This is a genomic window from Edwardsiella sp. EA181011 (assembly GCF_000800725.1).
GTDB lineage: Bacteria > Pseudomonadota > Gammaproteobacteria > Enterobacterales > Enterobacteriaceae > Edwardsiella > Edwardsiella anguillarum.
Map to the genome: position 1 here is coordinate 534,998 of NZ_CP011364.1, position 20,023 is coordinate 555,020.

Annotated in this window: 18 protein-coding genes; 14 read left to right on the forward strand and 4 right to left on the reverse strand. The window is 57.1% G+C overall.

All coding sequences use genetic code 11. The annotated features are described in order from the left end of the window. Positions 1-86 precede the first annotated feature (86 nt). Positions 87-1,607 carry a YifB family Mg chelatase-like AAA ATPase gene (locus QY76_RS02425; RefSeq protein ID WP_045426520.1) on the forward strand — a complete coding sequence of 507 codons (1,521 nt, stop codon included), beginning with the start codon at positions 87-89 and terminating at the stop codon, positions 1,605-1,607. Between the two features lie 55 nt (positions 1,608-1,662). Here QY76_RS02425 and tdh read toward each other — a convergent pair whose 3' ends face one another. Beyond that, a complete protein-coding gene (gene tdh, locus QY76_RS02430) occupies positions 1,663-2,688 on the reverse strand; it encodes an L-threonine 3-dehydrogenase (protein ID WP_012846966.1) in 1,026 nt (341 codons plus the stop codon). A gap of 9 nt (positions 2,689-2,697) precedes the next feature. After that, positions 2,698-3,894: a glycine C-acetyltransferase gene (locus QY76_RS02435; RefSeq protein ID WP_034164511.1), complete on the reverse strand. Its 1,197-nt coding sequence runs from the start codon at positions 3,892-3,894 to the stop codon at positions 2,698-2,700. Between the two features lie 290 nt (positions 3,895-4,184). Between QY76_RS02435 and rfaD the strand changes: the two genes are divergently transcribed. The 7 genes from rfaD to QY76_RS02465 all read left to right on the forward strand — a co-directional run bounded on the left by rfaD (position 4,185) and on the right by QY76_RS02465 (position 11,959). Beyond that, positions 4,185-5,114, forward strand: coding sequence for an ADP-glyceromanno-heptose 6-epimerase (gene rfaD / locus QY76_RS02440; RefSeq protein WP_034164510.1), 930 nt, complete (start codon positions 4,185-4,187; stop codon positions 5,112-5,114). Between the two features lie 23 nt (positions 5,115-5,137). Then, positions 5,138-6,199, forward strand: coding sequence for an ADP-heptose--LPS heptosyltransferase RfaF (gene rfaF / locus QY76_RS02445; protein ID WP_034164509.1), 1,062 nt, complete (start codon positions 5,138-5,140; stop codon positions 6,197-6,199). Next, the gene (gene rfaC / locus QY76_RS02450) at positions 6,187-7,152 is read left to right on the forward strand and encodes a lipopolysaccharide heptosyltransferase RfaC (RefSeq protein WP_034164508.1); all 966 of its coding nucleotides are present in this window, start codon (positions 6,187-6,189) and stop codon (positions 7,150-7,152) included. The genes rfaF and rfaC overlap by 13 nt, the downstream gene beginning before the upstream one ends. Before the next feature lie 466 nt (positions 7,153-7,618). Then, the gene (locus QY76_RS19145) at positions 7,619-8,275 is read left to right on the forward strand and encodes an O-antigen ligase (protein ID WP_235439438.1); all 657 of its coding nucleotides are present in this window, start codon (positions 7,619-7,621) and stop codon (positions 8,273-8,275) included. Position 8,276: 1 nt separating this feature from the next. Next, entirely contained in the window at positions 8,277-9,431 is a 1,155-nt protein-coding gene (locus QY76_RS02455) for a glycosyltransferase (protein WP_049648749.1), read from the forward strand. 3 nt (positions 9,432-9,434) lie between these two features. Next, entirely contained in the window at positions 9,435-10,541 is a 1,107-nt protein-coding gene (locus QY76_RS02460; protein ID WP_034164505.1) for a glycosyltransferase family 4 protein, read from the forward strand. 167 nt (positions 10,542-10,708) lie between these two features. Further along, positions 10,709-11,959: a glycosyltransferase gene (locus QY76_RS02465; protein ID WP_045426524.1), complete on the forward strand. Its 1,251-nt coding sequence runs from the start codon at positions 10,709-10,711 to the stop codon at positions 11,957-11,959. A 103-nt stretch (positions 11,960-12,062) separates the two neighbouring features. On the opposite strand, the gene QY76_RS02470 is transcribed toward QY76_RS02465, so the two are convergent. Beyond that, entirely contained in the window at positions 12,063-13,019 is a 957-nt protein-coding gene (locus QY76_RS02470) for a polysaccharide deacetylase family protein (protein ID WP_045426526.1), read from the reverse strand. Between the two features lie 133 nt (positions 13,020-13,152). Between QY76_RS02470 and rfaQ the strand changes: the two genes are divergently transcribed. The 6 genes from rfaQ to coaD all read left to right on the forward strand — a co-directional run bounded on the left by rfaQ (position 13,153) and on the right by coaD (position 19,159). Further along, the gene (gene rfaQ / locus QY76_RS02475) at positions 13,153-14,229 is read left to right on the forward strand and encodes a putative lipopolysaccharide heptosyltransferase III (RefSeq protein WP_034164502.1); all 1,077 of its coding nucleotides are present in this window, start codon (positions 13,153-13,155) and stop codon (positions 14,227-14,229) included. Continuing rightward, entirely contained in the window at positions 14,226-15,353 is a 1,128-nt protein-coding gene (locus QY76_RS02480) for a glycosyltransferase family 4 protein (RefSeq protein ID WP_045426528.1), read from the forward strand. Before rfaQ ends, QY76_RS02480 begins: the two co-directional genes overlap by 4 nt. A gap of 2 nt (positions 15,354-15,355) precedes the next feature. Next, entirely contained in the window at positions 15,356-16,450 is a 1,095-nt protein-coding gene (locus QY76_RS02485; RefSeq protein ID WP_049648750.1) for a glycosyltransferase, read from the forward strand. Positions 16,451-16,623: 173 nt separating this feature from the next. After that, a complete protein-coding gene (gene waaA / locus QY76_RS02490) occupies positions 16,624-17,898 on the forward strand; it encodes a lipid IV(A) 3-deoxy-D-manno-octulosonic acid transferase (RefSeq protein ID WP_034164499.1) in 1,275 nt (424 codons plus the stop codon). A 2-nt stretch (positions 17,899-17,900) separates the two neighbouring features. Further along, positions 17,901-18,677, forward strand: coding sequence for a glycosyltransferase family 2 protein (locus QY76_RS02495; protein ID WP_045426535.1), 777 nt, complete (start codon positions 17,901-17,903; stop codon positions 18,675-18,677). Continuing rightward, on the forward strand, positions 18,674-19,159 hold the full coding sequence (gene coaD / locus QY76_RS02500; protein WP_034164497.1) for a pantetheine-phosphate adenylyltransferase: 486 nt from the start codon (positions 18,674-18,676) through the stop codon (positions 19,157-19,159). Before QY76_RS02495 ends, coaD begins: the two co-directional genes overlap by 4 nt. Here coaD and mutM read toward each other — a convergent pair. After that, positions 19,156-19,965: a bifunctional DNA-formamidopyrimidine glycosylase/DNA-(apurinic or apyrimidinic site) lyase gene (gene mutM, locus QY76_RS02505; protein WP_034164496.1), complete on the reverse strand. Its 810-nt coding sequence runs from the start codon at positions 19,963-19,965 to the stop codon at positions 19,156-19,158. The genes coaD and mutM overlap by 4 nt on opposite strands. Between the last annotated feature and the right edge of the window lie 58 nt (positions 19,966-20,023).

A 20,023-nucleotide genomic window follows, 5' to 3' on the forward strand; every position in this document is an offset into this window, starting at 1 on the left:
CCGCGTACGTCCCCGCATCCCTAACGCTGCCCCCTTTCCCCGCCCAACGCTTGCGCCATGATGACATGCCGAAAGGAGAGACCATCATGACTCTGGCCACTGTATACACGCGCGCCGCTCTGGGTATTCAAGCCCCCGAGGTCCGCATTGAGGCGCATATCGGCAACGGCCTGCCGGGCTTTACCCTGGTGGGCCTGCCGGAAACGGCCGTACGCGAAGCCAAAGATCGGGTGCGCTGCGCCATGCTGAGCAGCGGGTTTCAGTTCCCGCCGAAGCGCATTACGCTGAACCTGGCGCCCGCCGATCTGCCCAAGGAGGGGGGCCGCTACGATCTGCCGATGGCGCTGGCGCTGCTGCTGGCGTCTGGGCAGCTGGCCCCGCGCATATCCGTTGGCGACTATGAATTTCTCGGTGAACTGGCCCTGTCCGGCGATCTACGCCCGGTACAGGGGGCTCTACCCGCCGCGCTGAGCGCCGCCCGCGCGAGGCGTACCCTGATAGCGCCCAGCGATAACGCGGCGGAACTCGGGCTGCTGACCGCCCCACGGCCCCCCGTCGCGCCGTCGTTGCTGGCCGTCTGCGCCTTTCTGAGCGGCCAGGCATCCCTGGAGGCCGCGCCGGCCGGCGAAATGACGAGCGACTGCGCCGGCACCGGCGATATGGCCGACATTATCGGTCAGGCGCAGGCGCGGCGGGCGCTGGAGATCGCCGCCGCCGGTGGGCATAACCTGCTACTGATCGGACCGCCGGGCACCGGTAAAACCATGCTGGCCTGCCGCCTGCCGGGCCTGCTACCGCCGATGACTCCGGATGAGGCGCTAGAGCAGGCGGCCATCAGCAGCCTGGCCTCCCCAGGTGCGATGCCACCACGCTATGGCGTGCGCCCCTTTCGCGCGCCACACCACAGCGCCTCCATGGCCGCGCTGATCGGCGGAGGGCCGCTGCCGAAGCCCGGCGAGATCTCGTTGGCTCATCACGGCGTCCTGTTTCTTGACGAGCTGGCCGAATTCGACCGGCGAACCCTGGACGCCCTGCGCGAACCGCTGGAGTCCGGCGTTGTCCACCTGTCTCGCGCCAGGATAAAGGTCAGCTTTCCCGCCCGGGTACAGCTGGTGGCGGCCATGAACCCCAGCAGCGGTGGCCACGCAGACGGACGCGATCGCCGGGCGGCAGCGCCGCAGGTGCTAAGATACCTTTCACGGCTGTCCGGCCCCCTGCTTGACCGCTTCGATCTGTCGATCGATGTTCCGCCGCTGCCACCGGGCCAGCTAGCCCGCCAACGGGCGGATGGCGAAGACAGTGCGACCCTGCGCCGGCGGGTCTGCGCCGCCCGGGCGCGGCAGTACGCCCGCGGCGGCCGACTCAATGCGCATTTGGAGGGCGCCGCCCGCGACCGCGACTGCCGCCTGATACCGGACGATGCCCTCTATCTGGAGCAGGCGCTCACGCGCCTGGCGCTATCGGTACGCGCCTGGCACCGGCTGCTGAAAGTCGCTCGTACGCTGGCGGATCTGGAAGGATGCGATGACATTGCACGCCGCCATCTGGCCGAGGCGCTGAGCTACCGCGCCATGGATCGGCTGCTGCTCACCCTGCAGCGGGGCTAAAACGCATCACGCCCGCACGGCGCGGGCGTGATGGCTCGGATGCTACGTCATGGGCTCACGACCAGTTCAGGATCACCTTGCCTGAATGCCCCGAGCGCATCGCGTCAAATCCCTTCTGAAAATCATCGATAGCGTATTGATGGGTGATGATCGGCGTCAGATCGAGGCCTGATTGGATCAGCGCCGCCATCTTGTACCAGGTTTCAAACATCTCACGCCCATAGATCCCCTTAATCAACAGCCCCTTAAAAATCACCTGGTTCCAGTCGATGGCCATATCGCCCGGCGGGATACCCAGCATGGCGATCTTACCGCCGTGATTCATGGTATCCAACATCGTACGAAAGGCCGGCGGTGCGCCGGACATCTCCAGCCCGACGTCAAACCCTTCGCTCATCCCCAGCGCCTGCATCACCTCCGGTAGCGACTCCCGGCTGACGTTAACCGCCCGCGTCACGCCCATCTTACGCGCCAGATCCAGACGATAGTCATTCACATCGGTGATCACCACGTGGCGCGCCCCCACGTGGCGACAGACCGCCGCGGCCATGATGCCGATCGGCCCGGCCCCGGAGACCAGCACATCCTCCCCGACCAGATCGAACGAGAGCGCCGTATGCACCGCGTTGCCGAACGGATCGAAAATCGCCGCCAGCGTATCGGGAATATTGTCGGGGATCTTGAACGCATTGAAGGCCGGGATTACCAGATACTCGGCAAAGGCCCCTTGGCGGTTAACGCCAACGCCGATGGTATTACGGCACAGGTGGGTGCGCCCGGCGCGACAGTTACGACAGTGTCCACAGGTGATGTGACCCTCACCGGAGACGCGGTCGCCAATGCGGAAGCCGCTGACCTCCTGGCCGACGGCCACCACCTCACCCACGTACTCATGCCCGACCACCATCGGTACCGGAATGGTCTTCTGCGACCACGCATCCCAGTTATAGATATGGACATCCGTCCCGCAGATCGCCGTCTTACGGATTTTGATCATGATATCGTTGTGGCCCAGCGCCGGCAGCGGCACATCGGTCATCCAGATACCCTCTTCGGCTTTCAGTTTGGATAAGGCTTTCATATCAGACCTCTAGGCAATGACGCCAAGCTGTTTACCAACGCGGATAAAGGCGGCCACGGCCTGTTCAATCTGCGCAGGCGTATGGGCTGCCGACATCTGGGTACGAATACGGGCCTGCCCCTGCGGCACCACCGGATAGAAGAACCCGGTCACATAGATCCCTTCCTGCAGCAGCAGATCGGCAAAGCGCTGCGCCAGCGGCGCCTCCCCCAGCATCACCGGGATAATGGCGTGATCGGCGCCGGCCAGGGTAAAACCGGCGGCGGTCATCTTTTCACGGAACAGGCGGGCGTTATCCCATAGGCGAGCGCGCAAATCGTCCCCCTGAGCCAGCAGGGTCAGCACTCGGGACGAGGCGGCGACGATGGCCGGCGCCAGCGAGTTGGAGAACAGATACGGCCGCGAGCGCTGACGCAGCCACTCGACGACCTCTTTACGGGCCGCGGTATAGCCGCCGGAGGCCCCGCCCAGGGCTTTGCCCAGTGTGCCGGTAATAATATCGACGCGCCCCATCACGCCGCAGTACTCCGGTGTCCCCCGCCCCTGAGCGCCGACAAACCCGACGGCGTGTGAGTCGTCCACCATCACCAGGGCGTCATATTCATCCGCCAGATCGCAAATCGACCTCAGATCGGCGATCACGCCATCCATGGAGAACACCCCGTCGGTAGCGATCATGATATGGCGAGCACCTTCGGCCCGGGCCTGCTCCAGGCGCGCCTTCAGCTCGGCCATATCATTATTGGCATAGCGGTAGCGCCGCGCCTTGCACAGGCGAACCCCGTCGATGATCGACGCATGGTTCAGCGCATCAGAAATAATGGCATCCTCCGGCCCCAGCAGCGTTTCAAACAGCCCGCCGTTAGCATCAAAGCAGGAGGAGTAAAGAATGGCATCCTCCATGCCGAGAAAGGCCGCCAGCTGCTGCTCTAACGCCTTATGGCTATCCTGGGTGCCGCAGATGAAGCGCACCGAGGCCATACCGAAACCGTGTGAGTCCATCCCCTCCTTGGCGGCCGCGATCAGCGCCGGATGATCGGCCAGCCCAAGGTAGTTATTGGCACAAAAGTTCAGTACGCGGCTACCGTCAGCCACGGCAATCTCCGCCTGCTGGGCAGAGGTGATGATCCGTTCGGTCTTGTACAGTCCTTCAGCACGCGTCGCAACGAGCTGCTGCGCCAGCTGCTGGTAAAAATCCGCAGACATGGGTTCTCTCCTAGGTTCCGGGTTCGCGAGGATATCTTACTGATGAAACAGTATTGAAACGAGTTTGCAACCTTTATAATGCTAGAAATGCAGCATCTATCACGTCATGGCGTGCGGCAAGTGAGAATACGTCACAAAGTACGTCTATCTCGCGGGCACGCGCCGTCTCGCATTCGCTTTTCGGTTAACAACTGCACTCCCAACGCTGCTTGCGGCGTCATGAAATGCTATGATGACGCCATCTGTAGCGCATTCGAGCGCTCCCGTTAGCTCATCGAAAGGTAAACCTCATGATTATTGTCACTGGCGGCGCCGGTATGATCGGCAGCAACATCGTTAAGGCACTGAACGATAAAGGCTATACCGACATTCTGGTGGTTGATAACCTCAAGGACGGCACCAAGTTTGTCAACCTGGTCGACCTGGATATCACCGACTATATGGACAAAGAGGATTTCATTGCCGGCATCGTTGCCGGCGATGACTTTGGCGATATCGACGCGGTATTCCACGAAGGCGCCTGCTCTTCCACTACCGAGTGGGATGGCAAGTACGTCATGGATAACAACTATCAGTACTCCAAAGAGCTGCTGCACTTCTGCCTGGAGCGCCAGATCCCCTTCCTGTATGCCTCTTCCGCCGCAACCTATGGCATGACGGACAAATTCGTGGAGGATCGCCGCTACGAAGGTCCGCTGAACGTGTATGGCTACTCCAAATTCCTGTTTGACCAGTATGTGCGTCGCATCCTGCCCCATGCCGAGTCTCAGATCTGTGGTTTCCGCTATTTCAATGTCTATGGCCCGCGTGAAGGCCACAAAGGCGGTATGGCCAGCGTTGCCTATCACTTGAATACCCAGATCAACAACGGAGAACAGCCTAAACTGTTTGAAGGCAGCGAGAACTTTAGGCGCGACTTCATCTATGTGGGCGATGTTGCGGACGTTAACCTGTGGTTTTGGGAAAACGGCGTCTCCGGGATCTTTAACTGCGGTACCGGCAACGCCGAGTCTTTCCAGGCCGTCGCTGACGCCGTCGTGGCGTATCATCAGAAAGGCAGCGTGACCTATATTCCGTTCCCGGACAAACTCAAAGGGCGCTACCAGGCCTTCACCCAGGCGGATACCACCCAGCTACGCGCAGCCGGCTACAGCCGTCCGTTTAAGACCGTGGCGCAGGGAGTGCGTGAATATATGGAATGGCTGAACCGTAAGCCCTAATACAGTAAGGAATTTCTCTCGGTATGAAAATACTGGTTATCGGCCCGTCGTGGGTAGGCGATATGATGATGTCACAAAGCCTGTACCGCACCCTGAAGGCGACGAATCCCGAGGCAGAAATCGACGTGATGGCACCCAACTGGTGCCGTCCGCTTCTAGAGCGTATGCCGGAGGTACATCAGGCGATTCCTATGCCGCTGGGGCACGGTACGCTGGGGCTGGGCGAACGCTATCGTCTGGGTCGACAGCTGCGTGAGCGGGAGTACGATCGGGCCTATGTGCTGCCCAACTCCTTTAAATCAGCGCTGATCCCCTTCTTTGCCCGCATCCCCGTACGCACCGGTTGGAAAGGGGAGATGCGCTATGGCCTGCTGAACGATCTGCGTCAACTGGATAAGTCGGCATTTCCACTGATGGTCGAACGCTACGCTGCGCTAGCTTATCCCGCGACGCAGATACGTCGTGCCGCGGATCTGCCGCAGCCGCTGCTGTGGCCTGCGCTGCAGGTGCGCGACGAAGAGATCGCCGAAACCGCCGCGGCCTTTAACCTGACAGATCACCGCCCGGTGATCGGCTTTTGCCCCGGTGCGGAATTTGGCCCGGCCAAACGCTGGCCCCATTACCACTATGCCACGCTGGCCCAGCGCCTGATCGGCCAAGGGTATCAGATCGCGCTCTTTGGCTCGGCCAAAGACGTTGATGCCGGAGAGGAGATCCGCCGGGCGCTGGACGAAGAGAGCCGCGAGTACTGCCTGAACCTGGCCGGACACACCTCGCTGGATCAAGCCGTTGCGCTGATCGCCGCCTGCCAGGCCATCGTCAGCAATGACTCAGGGCTGATGCACATCGCCGCCGCGCTCGACAAGCCGCTGGTTGCCCTGTATGGGCCAAGCAGCCCGGACTTTACCCCGCCGCTGAGCCAACATGCCCGGGTGATCCGACTGATTACCGGCTACCATAAGGTCCGCCGCGGCGAGGGAGAGACCGGATACCACCAGAGCCTGATCGATATTACGCCGGATCGGGTTGAACAGACGCTGCAGGCGCTGCTGCATGATGAGAAGGAGAGCGGGTGCGTATCCTGATGGTCAAAACCTCCTCCATGGGGGATGTCATCCACACGCTGCCGGCGCTGACCGACGCGCAGCAGGCAATTCCGGGGCTTTGCGTAGACTGGGTGGTCGAAGAGGGCTTTGCCCAGATCCCATCCTGGCACTCGGCGGTCGATCGCGTGATTCCGGTCGCAATCCGGCGCTGGCGAAAAAACCTGCTCAGCGCCCAGACCCGTCAGGAGTGGCGCACGTTTACGCAACAGCTGCGTCAGGAGCGCTATGATGCGGTTATCGACGCCCAAGGGCTGCTTAAAAGTGCGCTGCTGGTCACCCGCAATGCCCTCGGCACCCGCCATGGGTTCGATCGCCGCAGCGCCCGAGAGCCGCTGGCCAGTCTGTTTTACGACCGGCGCCATCGCGTTGCCCGCGATCAGCATGCGGTGGAAAGAACCCGCCAGCTGGTTGCGCAGAGCCTGGGCTATTCCCTGCCTGCGCAGCGCGGTGACTACGCCATCGCCCGTCATTTCACCCAACAACTCCCCATGGATGCCGGCCAGTACATGGTGTTTCTGCATGCCACCACCCGTGATGAGAAACACTGGCCAGAGGCGCACTGGCGTGAGCTGATCACCTGGGTTGGCCGCCATACGACGCAGCGAATCAAGCTGCCCTGGGGCGCCGAACATGAGCATCAGCGCGCCCTGCGTCTGGCAGAGGGCTTCCCCCACGTTGACGTTTTGCCTAAAATGGCGCTGTCCGACGTCGCCACCGTATTAGCCGGCGCCAGCCAGGTGATCTCTGTCGACACCGGCCTCAGCCATCTGGCGGCGGCGCTGGATCGCCCCAATATCACCCTGTATGGCCCCACCGATCCAGGACTCATCGGCGGGTATGGGAAAAACCAGCTGGAAATTATTGAACCGACACACTCTCTTGATGCACTGCCATCGTTAGCCGTCGTTGAGTACTTAAAAAATGAAAATTAATTTCATAGATAAGCTACCTATATATATTTCAACATTATTTTGCTTGTTTATTTCGCTGCTATCGATTAGTGATGACAATAATATAGTTAGCAATATTTATTATGTTTCGTTTGCATTATTTATCGTATGGTGCGTGTGCGAAAGAAAAAACATATTCAACAAAACAAGTTTATTACTTGGCGCATTCCTTCTATTAAGCGCTATATCAACATATTGGTCTGATCACAGTAAAGATACATCGCGCTATATACAGCATGCGGTATATATTTTCATCTTCTCATCTATAATTTATGAGCTGAGAGAGACACTTTTTTTTAAAAATATTCTATTTAAATCCTATGTCGCGACATGTTCTATTTTTGTTATAATAAATGGCTTTCTTTTTTATTCCAAGTATAACTTATATGATAGATTCTATCCGATCCTCGGTCCCTCTAACACCATAGACTATGCGGGGATCCTATGCTTGGCGATAATATTTTGCTGCTACCTCTATCAGCATGAGAAGAATAAAACTCCATATGTTATTGCCGGCATAGTTCTATTAGCTGGCGTAATATTAAGCCAAAGCAGAACACCAATAATTGCTTTAGCCATATCGCTCATGGCCATTTTTATAACAAGCAAGAGATCAGCGCTAATATCACTGGTGACCATCCTGGTAATCGTATTGCTGGTTCATACGGCCTACCCAAGTATTTTTACCCGTGACGCTGTCGATGGCGCACCTACGCCAAGAATTTTTACTTGGCTATATACTATCCAACAAGTAAGCGAACATCACCCATGGCTTGGTTTTGGCTATAATGATACATTTGCTCATTATTTCAAGCCTCGGAATTTCACTTACAACAATGCCCACAGCGTCTTCATGAGTATGCTCTACTATTCTGGCATCATTGGCGTCGTTCTGTTTTTTTCTTATATTTTAAATATCCTCTCCGCGGCAATAAAAGTCTTTAATCACAACAGATATCCTATAGCATTTATTCTAATTTCGCTAATATTCTCATCAACCCAAGGATATCTATATATTTATCATCCGCGCGAAATATGGCTAGTTTTATGGCTACCGCTATTCTTAGCTATCCCAATGAGCAAGATATCATCGGAGCAATTATAAAATGGCAGAAAAAAGCATTGTTCACTTGGTTAATCTTCGCGATTTCGGTGGCGTTGAGCGTCTTATTTTAGACTATGTTATTAATGGCAAAAAACATAACTGGGTTATTATAAACACGGCCAACTCCCTCAACAAGCGGTTTCACGAACATGCTAATTCCATTATTTTCTGTAATCGAGCCATTCAGTCAGCGGCTATCCAGATCCCATCATTTATCAGAAAAAAAGCACTCTGGAACAAAATAAAAAAAATAAACCCAAGCCATGTTGTTATCTGGAATCAAATTGTCTCCCTGGAAGACAAACCTGAATCCATCAAAGCGATATATTATGACCATGGCGCAGTATGGGAGCTTGAAAAAAACAAAAAAACCATTGATTTTTTCAAAAAAATCAATGGCTGCATTTGTGTCTCACAGGCTTCCAAGAAAGTATTGGAAAATAAATTCGAGCATCACTGTGACATATCCGTAATGTTAAATAAAACTAATGTTGTATCACGCGACAGCATCGCTGACGATAAGAAAAAAACCTTTACTATCGGCTGTGCAGCACGATTATCACCATTAAAAGCGCTTGGATTACTTCCCCTGATCGCAGAAGAGACAGCCCTGCAAGGATTCAACTTCAATTTTATTATTGCCGGAACCGGTGAAGAGGAGTCGGCATTAGCCAGTTTAATCGACAGAAAAAACCTAAAAAAATCAATAAAAACAATTGGTTTTCTCAACAACCTTAACGACTTTTATAAACATATTGATATTTACATAAGCACCTCTGCACATGAAACATGCAGTCTGTCCTGCATTGAAGCAATGTCGTTTGGTATACCTATCATTTCAGCAAATATTGATGGGCAGCCGGAAATAATTAGTAACGGACATACTGGCTTCTGTATTGCACCGACGATGAGCATGGAGGATTATTGCAAAAAAACAGGAATGTCGCTGCCATTCCAAAAAGATATCTACTATCCAGAAAACGATACCATTGGCCCCCCACGCTTATTAAACCCCAAAGATGCAGCAGATAAAATAATTGAAATTTATCTTCATGGAGTGGATGATTACAAAAAAAAATCAAGACATCGAGCCAAAGAACTCTTTGATGATAAAACCTTTGAGGAAAACCTCATTGAAACAGTTAGGAATTTTTAGATAATGAACATCGCCCACTTTGAAACCTCCATGGACTGGGGTGGTCAAGAGCTACGGATCGTAGAGCAGGCTGAATGGCTAAACCAACACGGCTATCCGACCTGGATCATTGCTCGCCCAGGCTCGGCCATCCTGGCTAAAGCCCAGGAGAAAAATCTGCCAACGTTTGCTATTCGCGTACGGGGTTCCGTGCATCCCAAGACATTAACGCCATTATTAAAATTTATCCGCGAGCGGCGCATCGATATTCTTGATTGTCATGGTAGCCGGGATGCCGTCTATGGCGCATTGGTCAAACTGCTTACCGGCGTCAAAGTTATCCGCTCTCGTCACGTCACCGACCCAATAAAAATGAGCGGGCTCCATGGGTTGGTATGGCGCCACGGCAACCACGGTATCATTACTACAGCAAAAAAAATCCAGGAGATGCTGGAGGCGCAGGGGATCCCGAATAAGGATAAAACGCTGGTCGCTCCCGCCGGCGTCGACCCGCAGCGCTTCTCTCCCGAGCACGATGCACAGCAGCTACGGACCCGTCTTGGCATCGCCGCCGATAGCCTGGTTATCGCCAATATCGGGATGATCCGCCCCGATAAAGGGCAAAACTATTATGTGGAAGCCTGCAAGCAACTGCTGGATAAAGGAGTGCCAATCACCTGTATCCAGGTTGGCGAGGCCACAAGCCAGACCGCAGACTTTAAACGGCAGGTTCTCGAGCTCGCACAGCCCTATTTAGATAAACAGATCCGTTTTCTCGGCTACCATAATGATATTGAAAACTATCTGGCTATTGCAGATATTGTTGTTGTCGCCTCGGTCGCTACGGAGGCGCAGACTCGCTTAGTCTCCCAAGCCTTTTTGATGAAGAAAAATGTCATCGCAACGACGACAGGGGGACTGCCGGAGATGATCACCCATGAGCAAACCGGTCTGCTTTGCCCTCCCCATGATGCACAGGCGCTAGCGGACGCCGTCTGTCGGCTGATTGAACAGCCCTCGCTACGTGCACAGCTCCGCGACAACGCCTATCAACACGCGCTGCAATATATGACTTTTGATTATATGATCAAAGAGATGGTTAAGTTTTACCAGACAACGCTGCACAAATAATCTCACTCCCCTCTTGGATATATCCAGAGGGGAGACGCGCTATCTCCACAGACTATTATTATTGCTCAGCCTGTCATAGGCATAATTTTGCATCCCTAAAAGCATGCGAGACTCTTCATTTTTTTAATGATAGCATGACGCCATTATTAATTAATTTCACTTAATAAATGACTGACCGCCAGGCTAAAACATTCCGCCTCATCCACTTGATTGATCTACGTAAAGTGGGCGGCGTTGAAACCATGTTTTGCGATTTTCTGCGCTATGCTACGCAGGCCTATCCGCATATTCAACACACGCTGATAATGGAGCACAGCGGTATTGCCAGCGCCCTGCGCCCTCGCCTACAGGGCCTGCAGCATGTCAGCATCCTAACGATTAAACGCTATGGATCACTCAGCCTGCCCAACCGCCCCAAGCTCTTTCGCGCCTGGAACCGTCTGCGGCTGATCCGGAACGCAGATCCAGATATTGTATTGATCTGGAACCAGTTTACGGAATGGCACCTCTCTGGAGCACGGACAGCGCGCTACCTACGCTGCCCGATCGTCTACTATGAGCACGGCATGTCATGGTATCAGCACACGCCGACGCTACCGCAGCGCTTCTTCGCCCAGGTGACGCATTGCCTGGCCGTATCCCACGCCTGCAAACGTATGCTGGAGCTTAAACACCACGTCACGCAGCCGATCGCCGTGGAGCTTAATGCCCCACGCAGCCTGCCAGCGCACGCCGCGCTGAAGCCCGCGCGCCATAGCGGGCAACCGATTATCTTTGGCAGTGCAGGGCGATGGGTGCCGCTCAAATGCCTCGGGCTGCTGCTGCTGACCTCCCAGATACTACAGCAGCGCGGTATACCGCATCACTGCTACATCGCAGGAGAAGGTAAAGAGGCGGATTATCTACAGCATCTACGCACGGAGCTTGGCGTGGAAAAGGAGACGACATTATTAGGCTTTGTCTCTGATATGGCGGAATTTTATGCCAAGCTGGATCTCTATATCTGCCCCTCCATGCATGAAACCGCATCGCTCACCGCGCTGGAGGCTGGAACCTATGGGATCCCGACGATCACCAGTAATATCGATGGTCTGCCAGAAACCGTTCGCCACCAGCAGACCGGCCTCTGCCTCACCCCGACGCTCTCGGTCGAGCAGTATTCCCATATCAGCGCCGCCTCCACCGATTTCTCACCGCTGGTCTACGATCCGGTGCAGGATCGGCTAACCCCGCCGTTAATCCTGTCACCTGAGCAGCTTGCGGATAGCATTGAGTCTCTCTATCGCACCCCGGAAACCTACCGGCGACTGAGCGACGGCGCCCGCGAATACGCCGCCGCCAGCCGATGTTTTAACGACCTCGCACAGGCGCTGTGTCAGCGTCTGCTCACGCTGGCTGCCCCCCGCCCGCGCGGCTAAAGCCTATCGGACGGTATAAAGACAACGGGGGAAGACATGCGTCTCCCCCCGTGCAATACCGCGTCTTCGCTCTCACGCCCAGACGGAATTACATCGCCGGGCGCTAACCACGTTTTATCTGATAAAACTCCGCCAGCGTCTGCCCCTTCACCTGAGGCGCCAGCCAGTCAAACAGCGCCTCCAGATCGTGATACAGCCGTTCGATATCCTGCTCATTCCGGAAGGTCGGGCTTCCTCCGGGCATAAACTCAGAGGAGTGCAGCATAAATTCTACATAATCACGCCCCTGGGACAGGTGATACTCCGCCACCCGCTGCATCTCCTGCAGGTTCCCACCGCGCGGACGCAGCCACTGAACCGACGGCGGACGACGCTTGCCCCGCAGGCGATCGTAGGCGCCGCGCAGGTGATTAAACAGCGGAGCATGCTTCAAGCGGGTGCTCATCGGCACTTCCAGCAGGGCGGTGGAGCCTTCACGGCGTAAATCAGCGGCGTCCACAAAATAAGCGTGGTCCGGATAGCCGCTGTAGTCACTGCCGCCGTTCCCCTGCGGCGCACCGCGGGCACCACGCCAATCGACGCGCGGCGTGACCGAGCAATCTACCTGATAGCCCTGCTCCAACAGCAGCTGCAAATAAAAGGCATTCATCGCCCAGCGCCCCGCGCGATGGCTCACCATTTTCGTCTGGAAGGTATCCTCCAGCAGGTGCGTCATGTAATCCACTTTTTGCCGGATTACCTCAGCAGGATATTCAATTAGATAAGGTTTATTGGCCCAGTCATTATCCGTCAGCGGAATCTCCGGCGGGCTGTTCCAGGCGTGCAGGTGCATCCCGACCTCACCGCATCCCCGGGCGATCACATCCTGGGCAAACTCAACATAAACCGGATCGCTGGCCATTTCATAATTGGTCAAATAGACCGGCTTAAAACCATATTTCTCACACAACTGCTGGAATCGAGGCAAATAGCGGGCATTCTCGGTGGTAATCCGATCGTGGTTTTGCCACAGATTATCGCCTTCGGTATCGATGGTAATGATAAACGCAGGATGGCTCATACTGATACGTCTTCTTCTTAAAGCCCATTCTTTTGCCCATGGTAGAACAATTAATATAAAACCGCCACCACGCTTCTCCCCGCCCCGCTAATCCTCTAAAATCGAGTGTCAAACCGCAGTCAAAGGCAAAAGAATGGTATCCAATCCGACGCTTCCCGCCGCGTTTTCTCCGCAGCGGATTTTGGTGATCAAGCTACGCCACCACGGCGATATGCTCTTGGTCACGCCGGTTATCAGCACGCTGAAACGGCACTATCCCTCGGCGCAGATAGACGTTCTGCTATATGCAGAAACCCGGGATATGCTGTCGGCTAATCAGGATATCCATCAGCTCTATTGCATTGATCGTCAGTGGAAAAAACAGGGCGTTCGTCATCAGCTAAGCCAAGAGTGGCGCCTGCTGCGTACGCTGCGAGCGCAGCGGTACGATCTGGTCGTCAACCTGGCCGATCAGTGGCGCAGCGCCATCGTCACGGCGCTGAGCTCCGCGCCGGTGCGTATCGGTTTTGACTTTACCAAGCGCCGTCACCCGCTCTGGCGAGCCAGCCATACACATCTCGCCAGTACGGCAGAGCACGGAAAACAGCATACCGTAGAGCAAAACCTCTCGATCCTGGCACCACTCGGACTCGCCGACGACGATAGCCGCGTCACCATGGGATACTGCGAACAGGATTGGCAAAGCGCAAGCGCGCTCATTCCTACGCCATGGCAGGCGGGATATATTGTCATTCAGCCGACCTCGCGCTGGTTCTTTAAGTGCTGGCGAGAGGCGCGTATGAGCGAGGTCATTAATGCTCTCTCTCAGGCGGGCTACCCTATTCTGCTTACCTCAGGGCCAGATGCCCGAGAGCGGGCGATGATCGACGCCATTATGCAGGGATGTCCAACGGCGCAGGTGGCCAGCCTGGCAGGGCAGCTAACGCTGCGCCAGCTGGCGGCCATTATCGATCACGCCCGCCTATTTATCGGCGTGGACTCCGTGCCCATGCATATGGCCGCTGCGCTACAGACGCCGCTTGTCGCGCTATTTGGCCCCTCAAAGCTCGTCTTCTGGCGCCCCTGGCAAGCCCGTGGCGATGTTATCTGGGCCGGCGATTTTGGCGCCCTCCCCGATCCGGATGCCATCGATACCCAAACAGCGGAGCGCTATCTGGATTTAATCCCCAGCAACGCAGTGATCGCGGCAGCAAAGAGGTTACTTGAATGACCCCATTCAGATTGGCGTTAGTCCGGCAAAAATACCGCCCTGACGGCGGCGCAGAGCGTTTTGTCTCGCGGGCACTAGAAGCGCTGGACAACCATGACATCGAGCTAAACGTCATCACGCGTCAGTGGCAAGGCCCCGTCAAACCTGCGTGGCATATCCACCAGTGCAATCCCTGGAAATGGGGGCGCATCAGCCGCGAGCGTGGTTTTGCCCATGCGGCCCGCACGCTTTGGCAGCGGCAGCGCTTCGATCTGGTACAGAGCCATGAGCGTATCCCCGGCTGCGATCTCTATCGCGCCGGCGACGGCGTACATCAGCGCTGGCTGACGCAGCGCGCGCGGGTCCTTCCCGGCTGGAAAGCCCGCATGCTGTGGCACGATCGCTATCATCGCTATGTCATGAACGCAGAGCAGGCCATGTATCAAGCGCCTGAGCTGCGCGCCGTTATCTGTAATGCGGATATGATTAAACAGGAGATCATCGCAGACTTTGGCGTGCCGGAAAATAAAATCCATGTCATCTACAATGCCATCGATCATCACCGTTTCCTGCCCCCGGATGAGGCGCAACGCGCCGAACTGCGCCGCCGCTGGCAAATACCGCAGGGCGCCTCCTGTCTGATCTATGTCGGATCGGGCTTTGAGCGCAAAGGGCTACAAGCCGCGATAGAGGCGATCGCACCCACGGAGCGTTACCTGTTAGTTGTCGGCAAAGATAAAGAAGAAGCCCGCTACCGCGCGCTGGCAAATACTCTGGGCTGCGCTCAGCGCGTGCGCTTTCTGGGTATGCAGCCGGAAACGCTGCCGTTTTACCAAATGGCCGACGGACTGCTGCTGCCAACGCTGTACGATCCCTTCCCTAATGTAATTCTGGAGGCAATGGCCTGCGGTCTGCCGGTAGTCACCAGCACAGGCTGCGGCGGCGCCGAGTTTATCCGCAGCGGCGATAACGGCTACGTTTGCGATGCGCTGGATATTGCCGCGCTACGCGATGCGGTCATAGCGCTGCCCGCTCAGGCGCTGGGCTCTCACGCGGGCAAGCTGGCCCGGGAGCGAATTATGGAATGCACCGCCGAGCGCCTTTCAGCGCAGCTTATTGGGCTGTACCGACAACTGGTGAAGTAACTATGCGAATTTTAATGATTATCGACGGTCTCCCGGGCGGGGGGGCCGAAAAGATCGTATTGACGCTGGCGCAGTATTTCTTGGCCCGGGGCGACAGCGTCTCCCTGTTCTCTCTACGCGATGTCTGCCATTATCCGCTGCCTGACGGCCTTGACTACCGCGTCATCCGCGATACCTGCCGCGCCCCCTGGCGCAAGCTGAGTGAGCTGTCGCGCCGAGCCCGCCAGCTGGATGAGGAGATCGCCCGCGCAGAGCAGAAGGAGCGCTATAATCTGGTCTTATCCAACCTGCACAAAACCGATCGCATCGTCGCCCGTAGCAATATGCTGCGGGACCATAACCTCTGGTTCTGTCTGCACGGCGTCTTCTCCGCCTCCTATCTGGGACATCGCCATGGCTTCAGCCGCTGGCTGAAGCGTGAAAAGATCCGCCGTATCTATCAGGGCCGCCAAATCGTCGCCGTCTCTCACGCCGTGGGGGAGGATCTGTGCCAGCAGTTTAAGGTGACGCCGGCGCAGCTACAGGCCATTCCCAATCCCTTTGATCTCGAAGCTATCCGCCGCGCCGCCGATGCCCCCTGTCCGCTGGAGGGGCAAGACTACCTGATCCACGTCGGACGCTTCCATCCGGCCAAGCGGCACGATCGCCTGCTTGAGGCCTATGCGCAAAGCGGACTTAGCGCACCGTTGGTGCTACTGGGACAGGGGAGCCCAGAACAGGAGCACATGCTGCGCGCATTGGCCAAAACCCTTAACGTGGCGGAACGGGTACATTTTGCCGGGTTTCAAGCCAATCCTTACCCCTGGATCCGTCATGCCCGCCTCCTGGTCGTCAGCTCCGACAGCGAGGGATTTGGCAATGTGCTGGTCGAGGCTCTCACGCTGGGTACCGCCGTGGTTAGCACGCGCTGCCCCGGTGGGCCAGCCGAAATCATGACGGGCGATCTGGCGCGCGGCCTGTGTCACCCGGATGCTGCCTCTCTGGCGCAGACCCTACAGGATATTTATCGCAATCCCCCCGCTATCGACGATACGCTGCTGCAGCAATATGACGTCGCCGCCGTTTGCACGCGCTACCGTCAGCTCGGAAAATCCTGATAGCCCGACGCGGGTAGCCAGCGTTACCCGTATCACCCCGCGATCGTAATGCGGCATGTATTTTCACTGGCCGCATTGATATGTAATTTCTGGGAAAATCGGTAAAATAATGGCATTAGCGCTGTGAAATGCTTAGAATTTGCCCGCCGATACTAAAAATAACGGATACAAGCTTGGAATCGTTATATACCGTACTGCTTTATATTATTCAGCCCCTGATCTGGCTCAGACTGCTGCTGCGTAGCCGCAAAGCCCCCGCCTACCGCAAACGCTGGGGAGAACGCTATGGCTTCTGCCGTAATAAGGTTGCGCCGGGCGGAATTCTGCTGCACTCGGTATCCGTCGGCGAAACGCTGGCCGCCGTTCCGCTGGTGCGGGCGCTGCGCCACCGCTACCCAACGCTGCCCATCACGGTGACCACCATGACACCGACCGGCTCAGAGCGGGTCATGTCGGCCTTTGGTAACGATGTGCATCACGTTTATCTACCGTATGATCTCCCCGGCGCCATGCGGCGCTTTCTGAACACGGTGCGCCCCAAACTGGTGATCGTGATGGAGACCGAACTGTGGCCCAACATGATTTCGGCCCTGCACCAGCGCCAGATCCCGCTGGTGATTGCCAATGCGCGCCTCTCTGCCCGCTCAGCCAAAGGCTATGGCAAACTGGGCGGGTTTATGCGCCGTCTGCTGCGTAAAGTCACCCTGATCGCCGCGCAAAACCAAGAGGATGGCGAGCGCTTCGTCGCTCTGGGGCTCAAGCGCAGCCAGCTGGCCGTCACCGGTAGCATTAAGTTTGATATCTCGGTCACACCTGAGCTGGCCGCCCGCGCCGTCACGCTGCGCCGCCAGTGGGCCCCCCACCGGAAGGTGTGGATCGCCGCCAGCACCCACCAGGGCGAGGAGGCCATCATTCTGCAGGCTCACCGCCGTCTGCTGGCCCAGTTTCCCGACCTGCTGCTGATCCTGGTTCCCCGTCACCCCGAGCGCTTTAAAGAAACCGAGCAGCTGACTCAAAAAGAGGGATTTACCTACCTGATGCGCAGCGGCGGTGAAATCCCGACGCCGCAGACCCAGGTGGTGATCGGCGATAGCATGGGCGAGCTGATGCTGCTGTATGGAATCGCCGATCTGGCCTTTGTCGGCGGCAGCCTGATCGAGCGCGGCGGACATAACCCCTTAGAGCCTGCCGCACACGCCATCCCGGTGCTGATGGGCCCCCATACCTTTAACTTCAAGGACATTTGTGCCAAGCTGCATCAGGCCGACGGCTTGATTAGCGTGGCGGACGGCGATGCGCTGGTCCACGAGGTCTCGACCCTCCTGACCGATGAGGACTACCGCCTGTGGTATGGACGCCACGCCGTCGAGGTGCTGCATCAGAATCAGGGAGCTCTCCAGCGCCTGCTGCAGCTGCTATTGCCCTATCTGCCACTACGGAGTCACTGACCATGCCACCGCGCCTCTCCGTCGTCCTGATTTGCAAGAATGCGGCCGAACTCTTGCCGGAGTGTCTAGCCTCCGTGGCATGGGCTGATGAAATCATCGTTCTTGACTCCGGCAGCAGCGATGAGACGCAGCGTATCGCCCAGGCCGCCGGCGCCAAAGTCTATGAAAACCGCGACTGGCAAGGATTCGGCATCCAGCGCCAGCGGGCACAGCAGTATGCCCGCGGTGACTATATTCTGATGATCGACAGCGATGAGCGCGTCACACCGGCGCTGAAAGAGGCTATCACTAAGGTTCTCACACAGCCTGTCGCCGATCGGGTATACAGCATCGCCCGCCGCAATCTGTTTTTGGGGCGCTTTATGCGTCACAGCGGCTGGTATCCAGACCGGGTGATCCGACTCTACCCGCGTCAGCGCTACGGCTATGACACCAGCCCGGTTCACGAGTCCCTGGCGTGTCACGGCGCGTCGGTCACGCCGCTGCAGGGCGATCTGCTACACCTGACCTGTCGTGACTTTGCTGGATTCCAGCAAAAACAGCTGTGCTATGCCACAGCCTGGGCGCACGAGCGCCACGCCCGCGGTAAAAAGACATCCATGCTGGGCATATTCGGCCATACCGTCGGCGCCCTGCTAAAAACCCTGCTGCTGCGCGGCGGCGTGTTGGACGGCAAACAGGGATGGCTGCTGGCCGTCGTCAACGCACAGTACACATTTAACAAATACGCCGAGCTGTGGGCACTGCAGCATGGCTACACGGAAAAAACGCCTTTATGAGCCGCACAGCGATTTATCCGGGAACATTCGACCCGCTGACCAATGGACACCTGGACATTGTGACGCGCGCCGCGCATATGTTCGACAGCGTGATCCTGGCCATCGCCGCCAGCCCAGGCAAACGGCCACTGTTTACCCTGGAGGAGCGTGTCGCCATGGCGCGTGAGGTGACCGCCCACCTGACCAACGTTGAGGTTCAGGGCTTCAGCGAGCTGATGGCACACTTTGCACAGCGCCAGGGGGCCAATATTTTGGTGCGGGGACTGCGCGCCGTCTCCGACTTTGAATATGAGCTGCAGCTGGCCAATATGAATCGCCACCTCATGCCGACGCTGGAAAGCGTATTTCTGATGCCAGCGGAGGCCTGGTCCTTTATCTCCTCCTCGCTGGTGAAGGAGGTTGCACGCCACGGCGGCGACGTCGACGCATTTCTGCCCGAGCCGGTAGCCCGGGCGCTGATGGCTCGCCTGCGCGACGCTTAACGCTGGCAGTGCGGGCAGTAAAACGTGGTGCGCTGCCCGTGCTTGCTACGCTTGATGGCCGTGCCGCAGGTCAGGCATGCCTCCCCTGCCCGTCCATAAACCTGTAGCTGCTGCGCAAAGTAGCCCGGCTTACCGTCCGCCTGTAAAAAGTCGCGCAGCGTCGTCCCGCCTTGATCGATGGATCGCTGCAGCACCGCCTTGATCGTCTGTACCAGCAGGCGCGCCTCATCTGCACTCAGCGATCCCGCCAGACGATCCGGATGGATCTGCGCACTGAACAGCGACTCGCTGGCATAGATGTTACCGACGCCGACCACCAGCGTGTTATCCATCAGCCACGGCTTCACCGCCGTACGCCGACCACGCGCCCTCTCCAGCAGGTACTCTGCGCTGAACGCCTCGCTGAGCGGCTCCGGCCCCAGGTGTGCCAGTACGCTGGCCGTCGTCAGGCTGTCATACCACAGCCAGGCGCCAAAGCGGCGCGGATCGGTATAGCGCAGCATCATGCCATCCGTCAGCAGCAGATCGATGTGATCGTGCTTCTGCGGCGGCGTCTGTGCCGGCAGGATCCTGACGCTCCCCGACATGCCAAGATGGATGACGATCCACCCCTCAGGCAACTCCAGCAGCAGATACTTGGCACGCCGCTGTACGCTGAGTATCGGCCGATCGCGCAGCGTCAGCAGCGTTTCGGAAACCGGCCAACGCAGGCGCGGCTGGCGCACCGTCAGATGGGAGAGCGTTTTCCCCTCCAAAAACGGTGCGATACCGCGCCGGCTGGTTTCTACTTCCGGTAATTCAGGCATAACCCCTCTCTGAAAAAACAGCCTAGGCTATAGATAGGGGCAAATGGACAAAAAAAAA

Bases quoted from the DNA above. Each gene is read 5' to 3' on its own strand.
- coaD (WP_034164497.1), top strand. From the start codon at position 18,674: ATGAGCCGCACAGCGATTTATCCGGGAACATTCGACCCGCTGACCAAT.
- QY76_RS02435 (WP_034164511.1), bottom strand. From the start codon at position 3,894: ATGTCTGCGGATTTTTACCAGCAGCTGGCGCAGCAGCTCGTTGCGACG.
- QY76_RS02495 (WP_045426535.1), top strand. From the start codon at position 17,901: ATGCCACCGCGCCTCTCCGTCGTCCTGATTTGCAAGAATGCGGCCGAA.
- QY76_RS02485 (WP_049648750.1), top strand. From the start codon at position 15,356: ATGCGAATTTTAATGATTATCGACGGTCTCCCGGGCGGGGGGGCCGAA.
- QY76_RS02455 (WP_049648749.1), top strand. From the start codon at position 8,277: ATGGCAGAAAAAAGCATTGTTCACTTGGTTAATCTTCGCGATTTCGGT.
- QY76_RS02480 (WP_045426528.1), top strand. From the start codon at position 14,226: ATGACCCCATTCAGATTGGCGTTAGTCCGGCAAAAATACCGCCCTGAC.
- mutM (WP_034164496.1), bottom strand. From the start codon at position 19,965: ATGCCTGAATTACCGGAAGTAGAAACCAGCCGGCGCGGTATCGCACCG.
- QY76_RS02465 (WP_045426524.1), top strand. From the start codon at position 10,709: ATGACTGACCGCCAGGCTAAAACATTCCGCCTCATCCACTTGATTGAT.
- rfaF (WP_034164509.1), top strand. From the start codon at position 5,138: ATGAAAATACTGGTTATCGGCCCGTCGTGGGTAGGCGATATGATGATG.
- QY76_RS02425 (WP_045426520.1), top strand. From the start codon at position 87: ATGACTCTGGCCACTGTATACACGCGCGCCGCTCTGGGTATTCAAGCC.
- tdh (WP_012846966.1), bottom strand. From the start codon at position 2,688: ATGAAAGCCTTATCCAAACTGAAAGCCGAAGAGGGTATCTGGATGACC.
- rfaQ (WP_034164502.1), top strand. From the start codon at position 13,153: ATGGTATCCAATCCGACGCTTCCCGCCGCGTTTTCTCCGCAGCGGATT.
- QY76_RS02460 (WP_034164505.1), top strand. From the start codon at position 9,435: ATGAACATCGCCCACTTTGAAACCTCCATGGACTGGGGTGGTCAAGAG.
- rfaD (WP_034164510.1), top strand. From the start codon at position 4,185: ATGATTATTGTCACTGGCGGCGCCGGTATGATCGGCAGCAACATCGTT.
- QY76_RS02470 (WP_045426526.1), bottom strand. From the start codon at position 13,019: ATGAGCCATCCTGCGTTTATCATTACCATCGATACCGAAGGCGATAAT.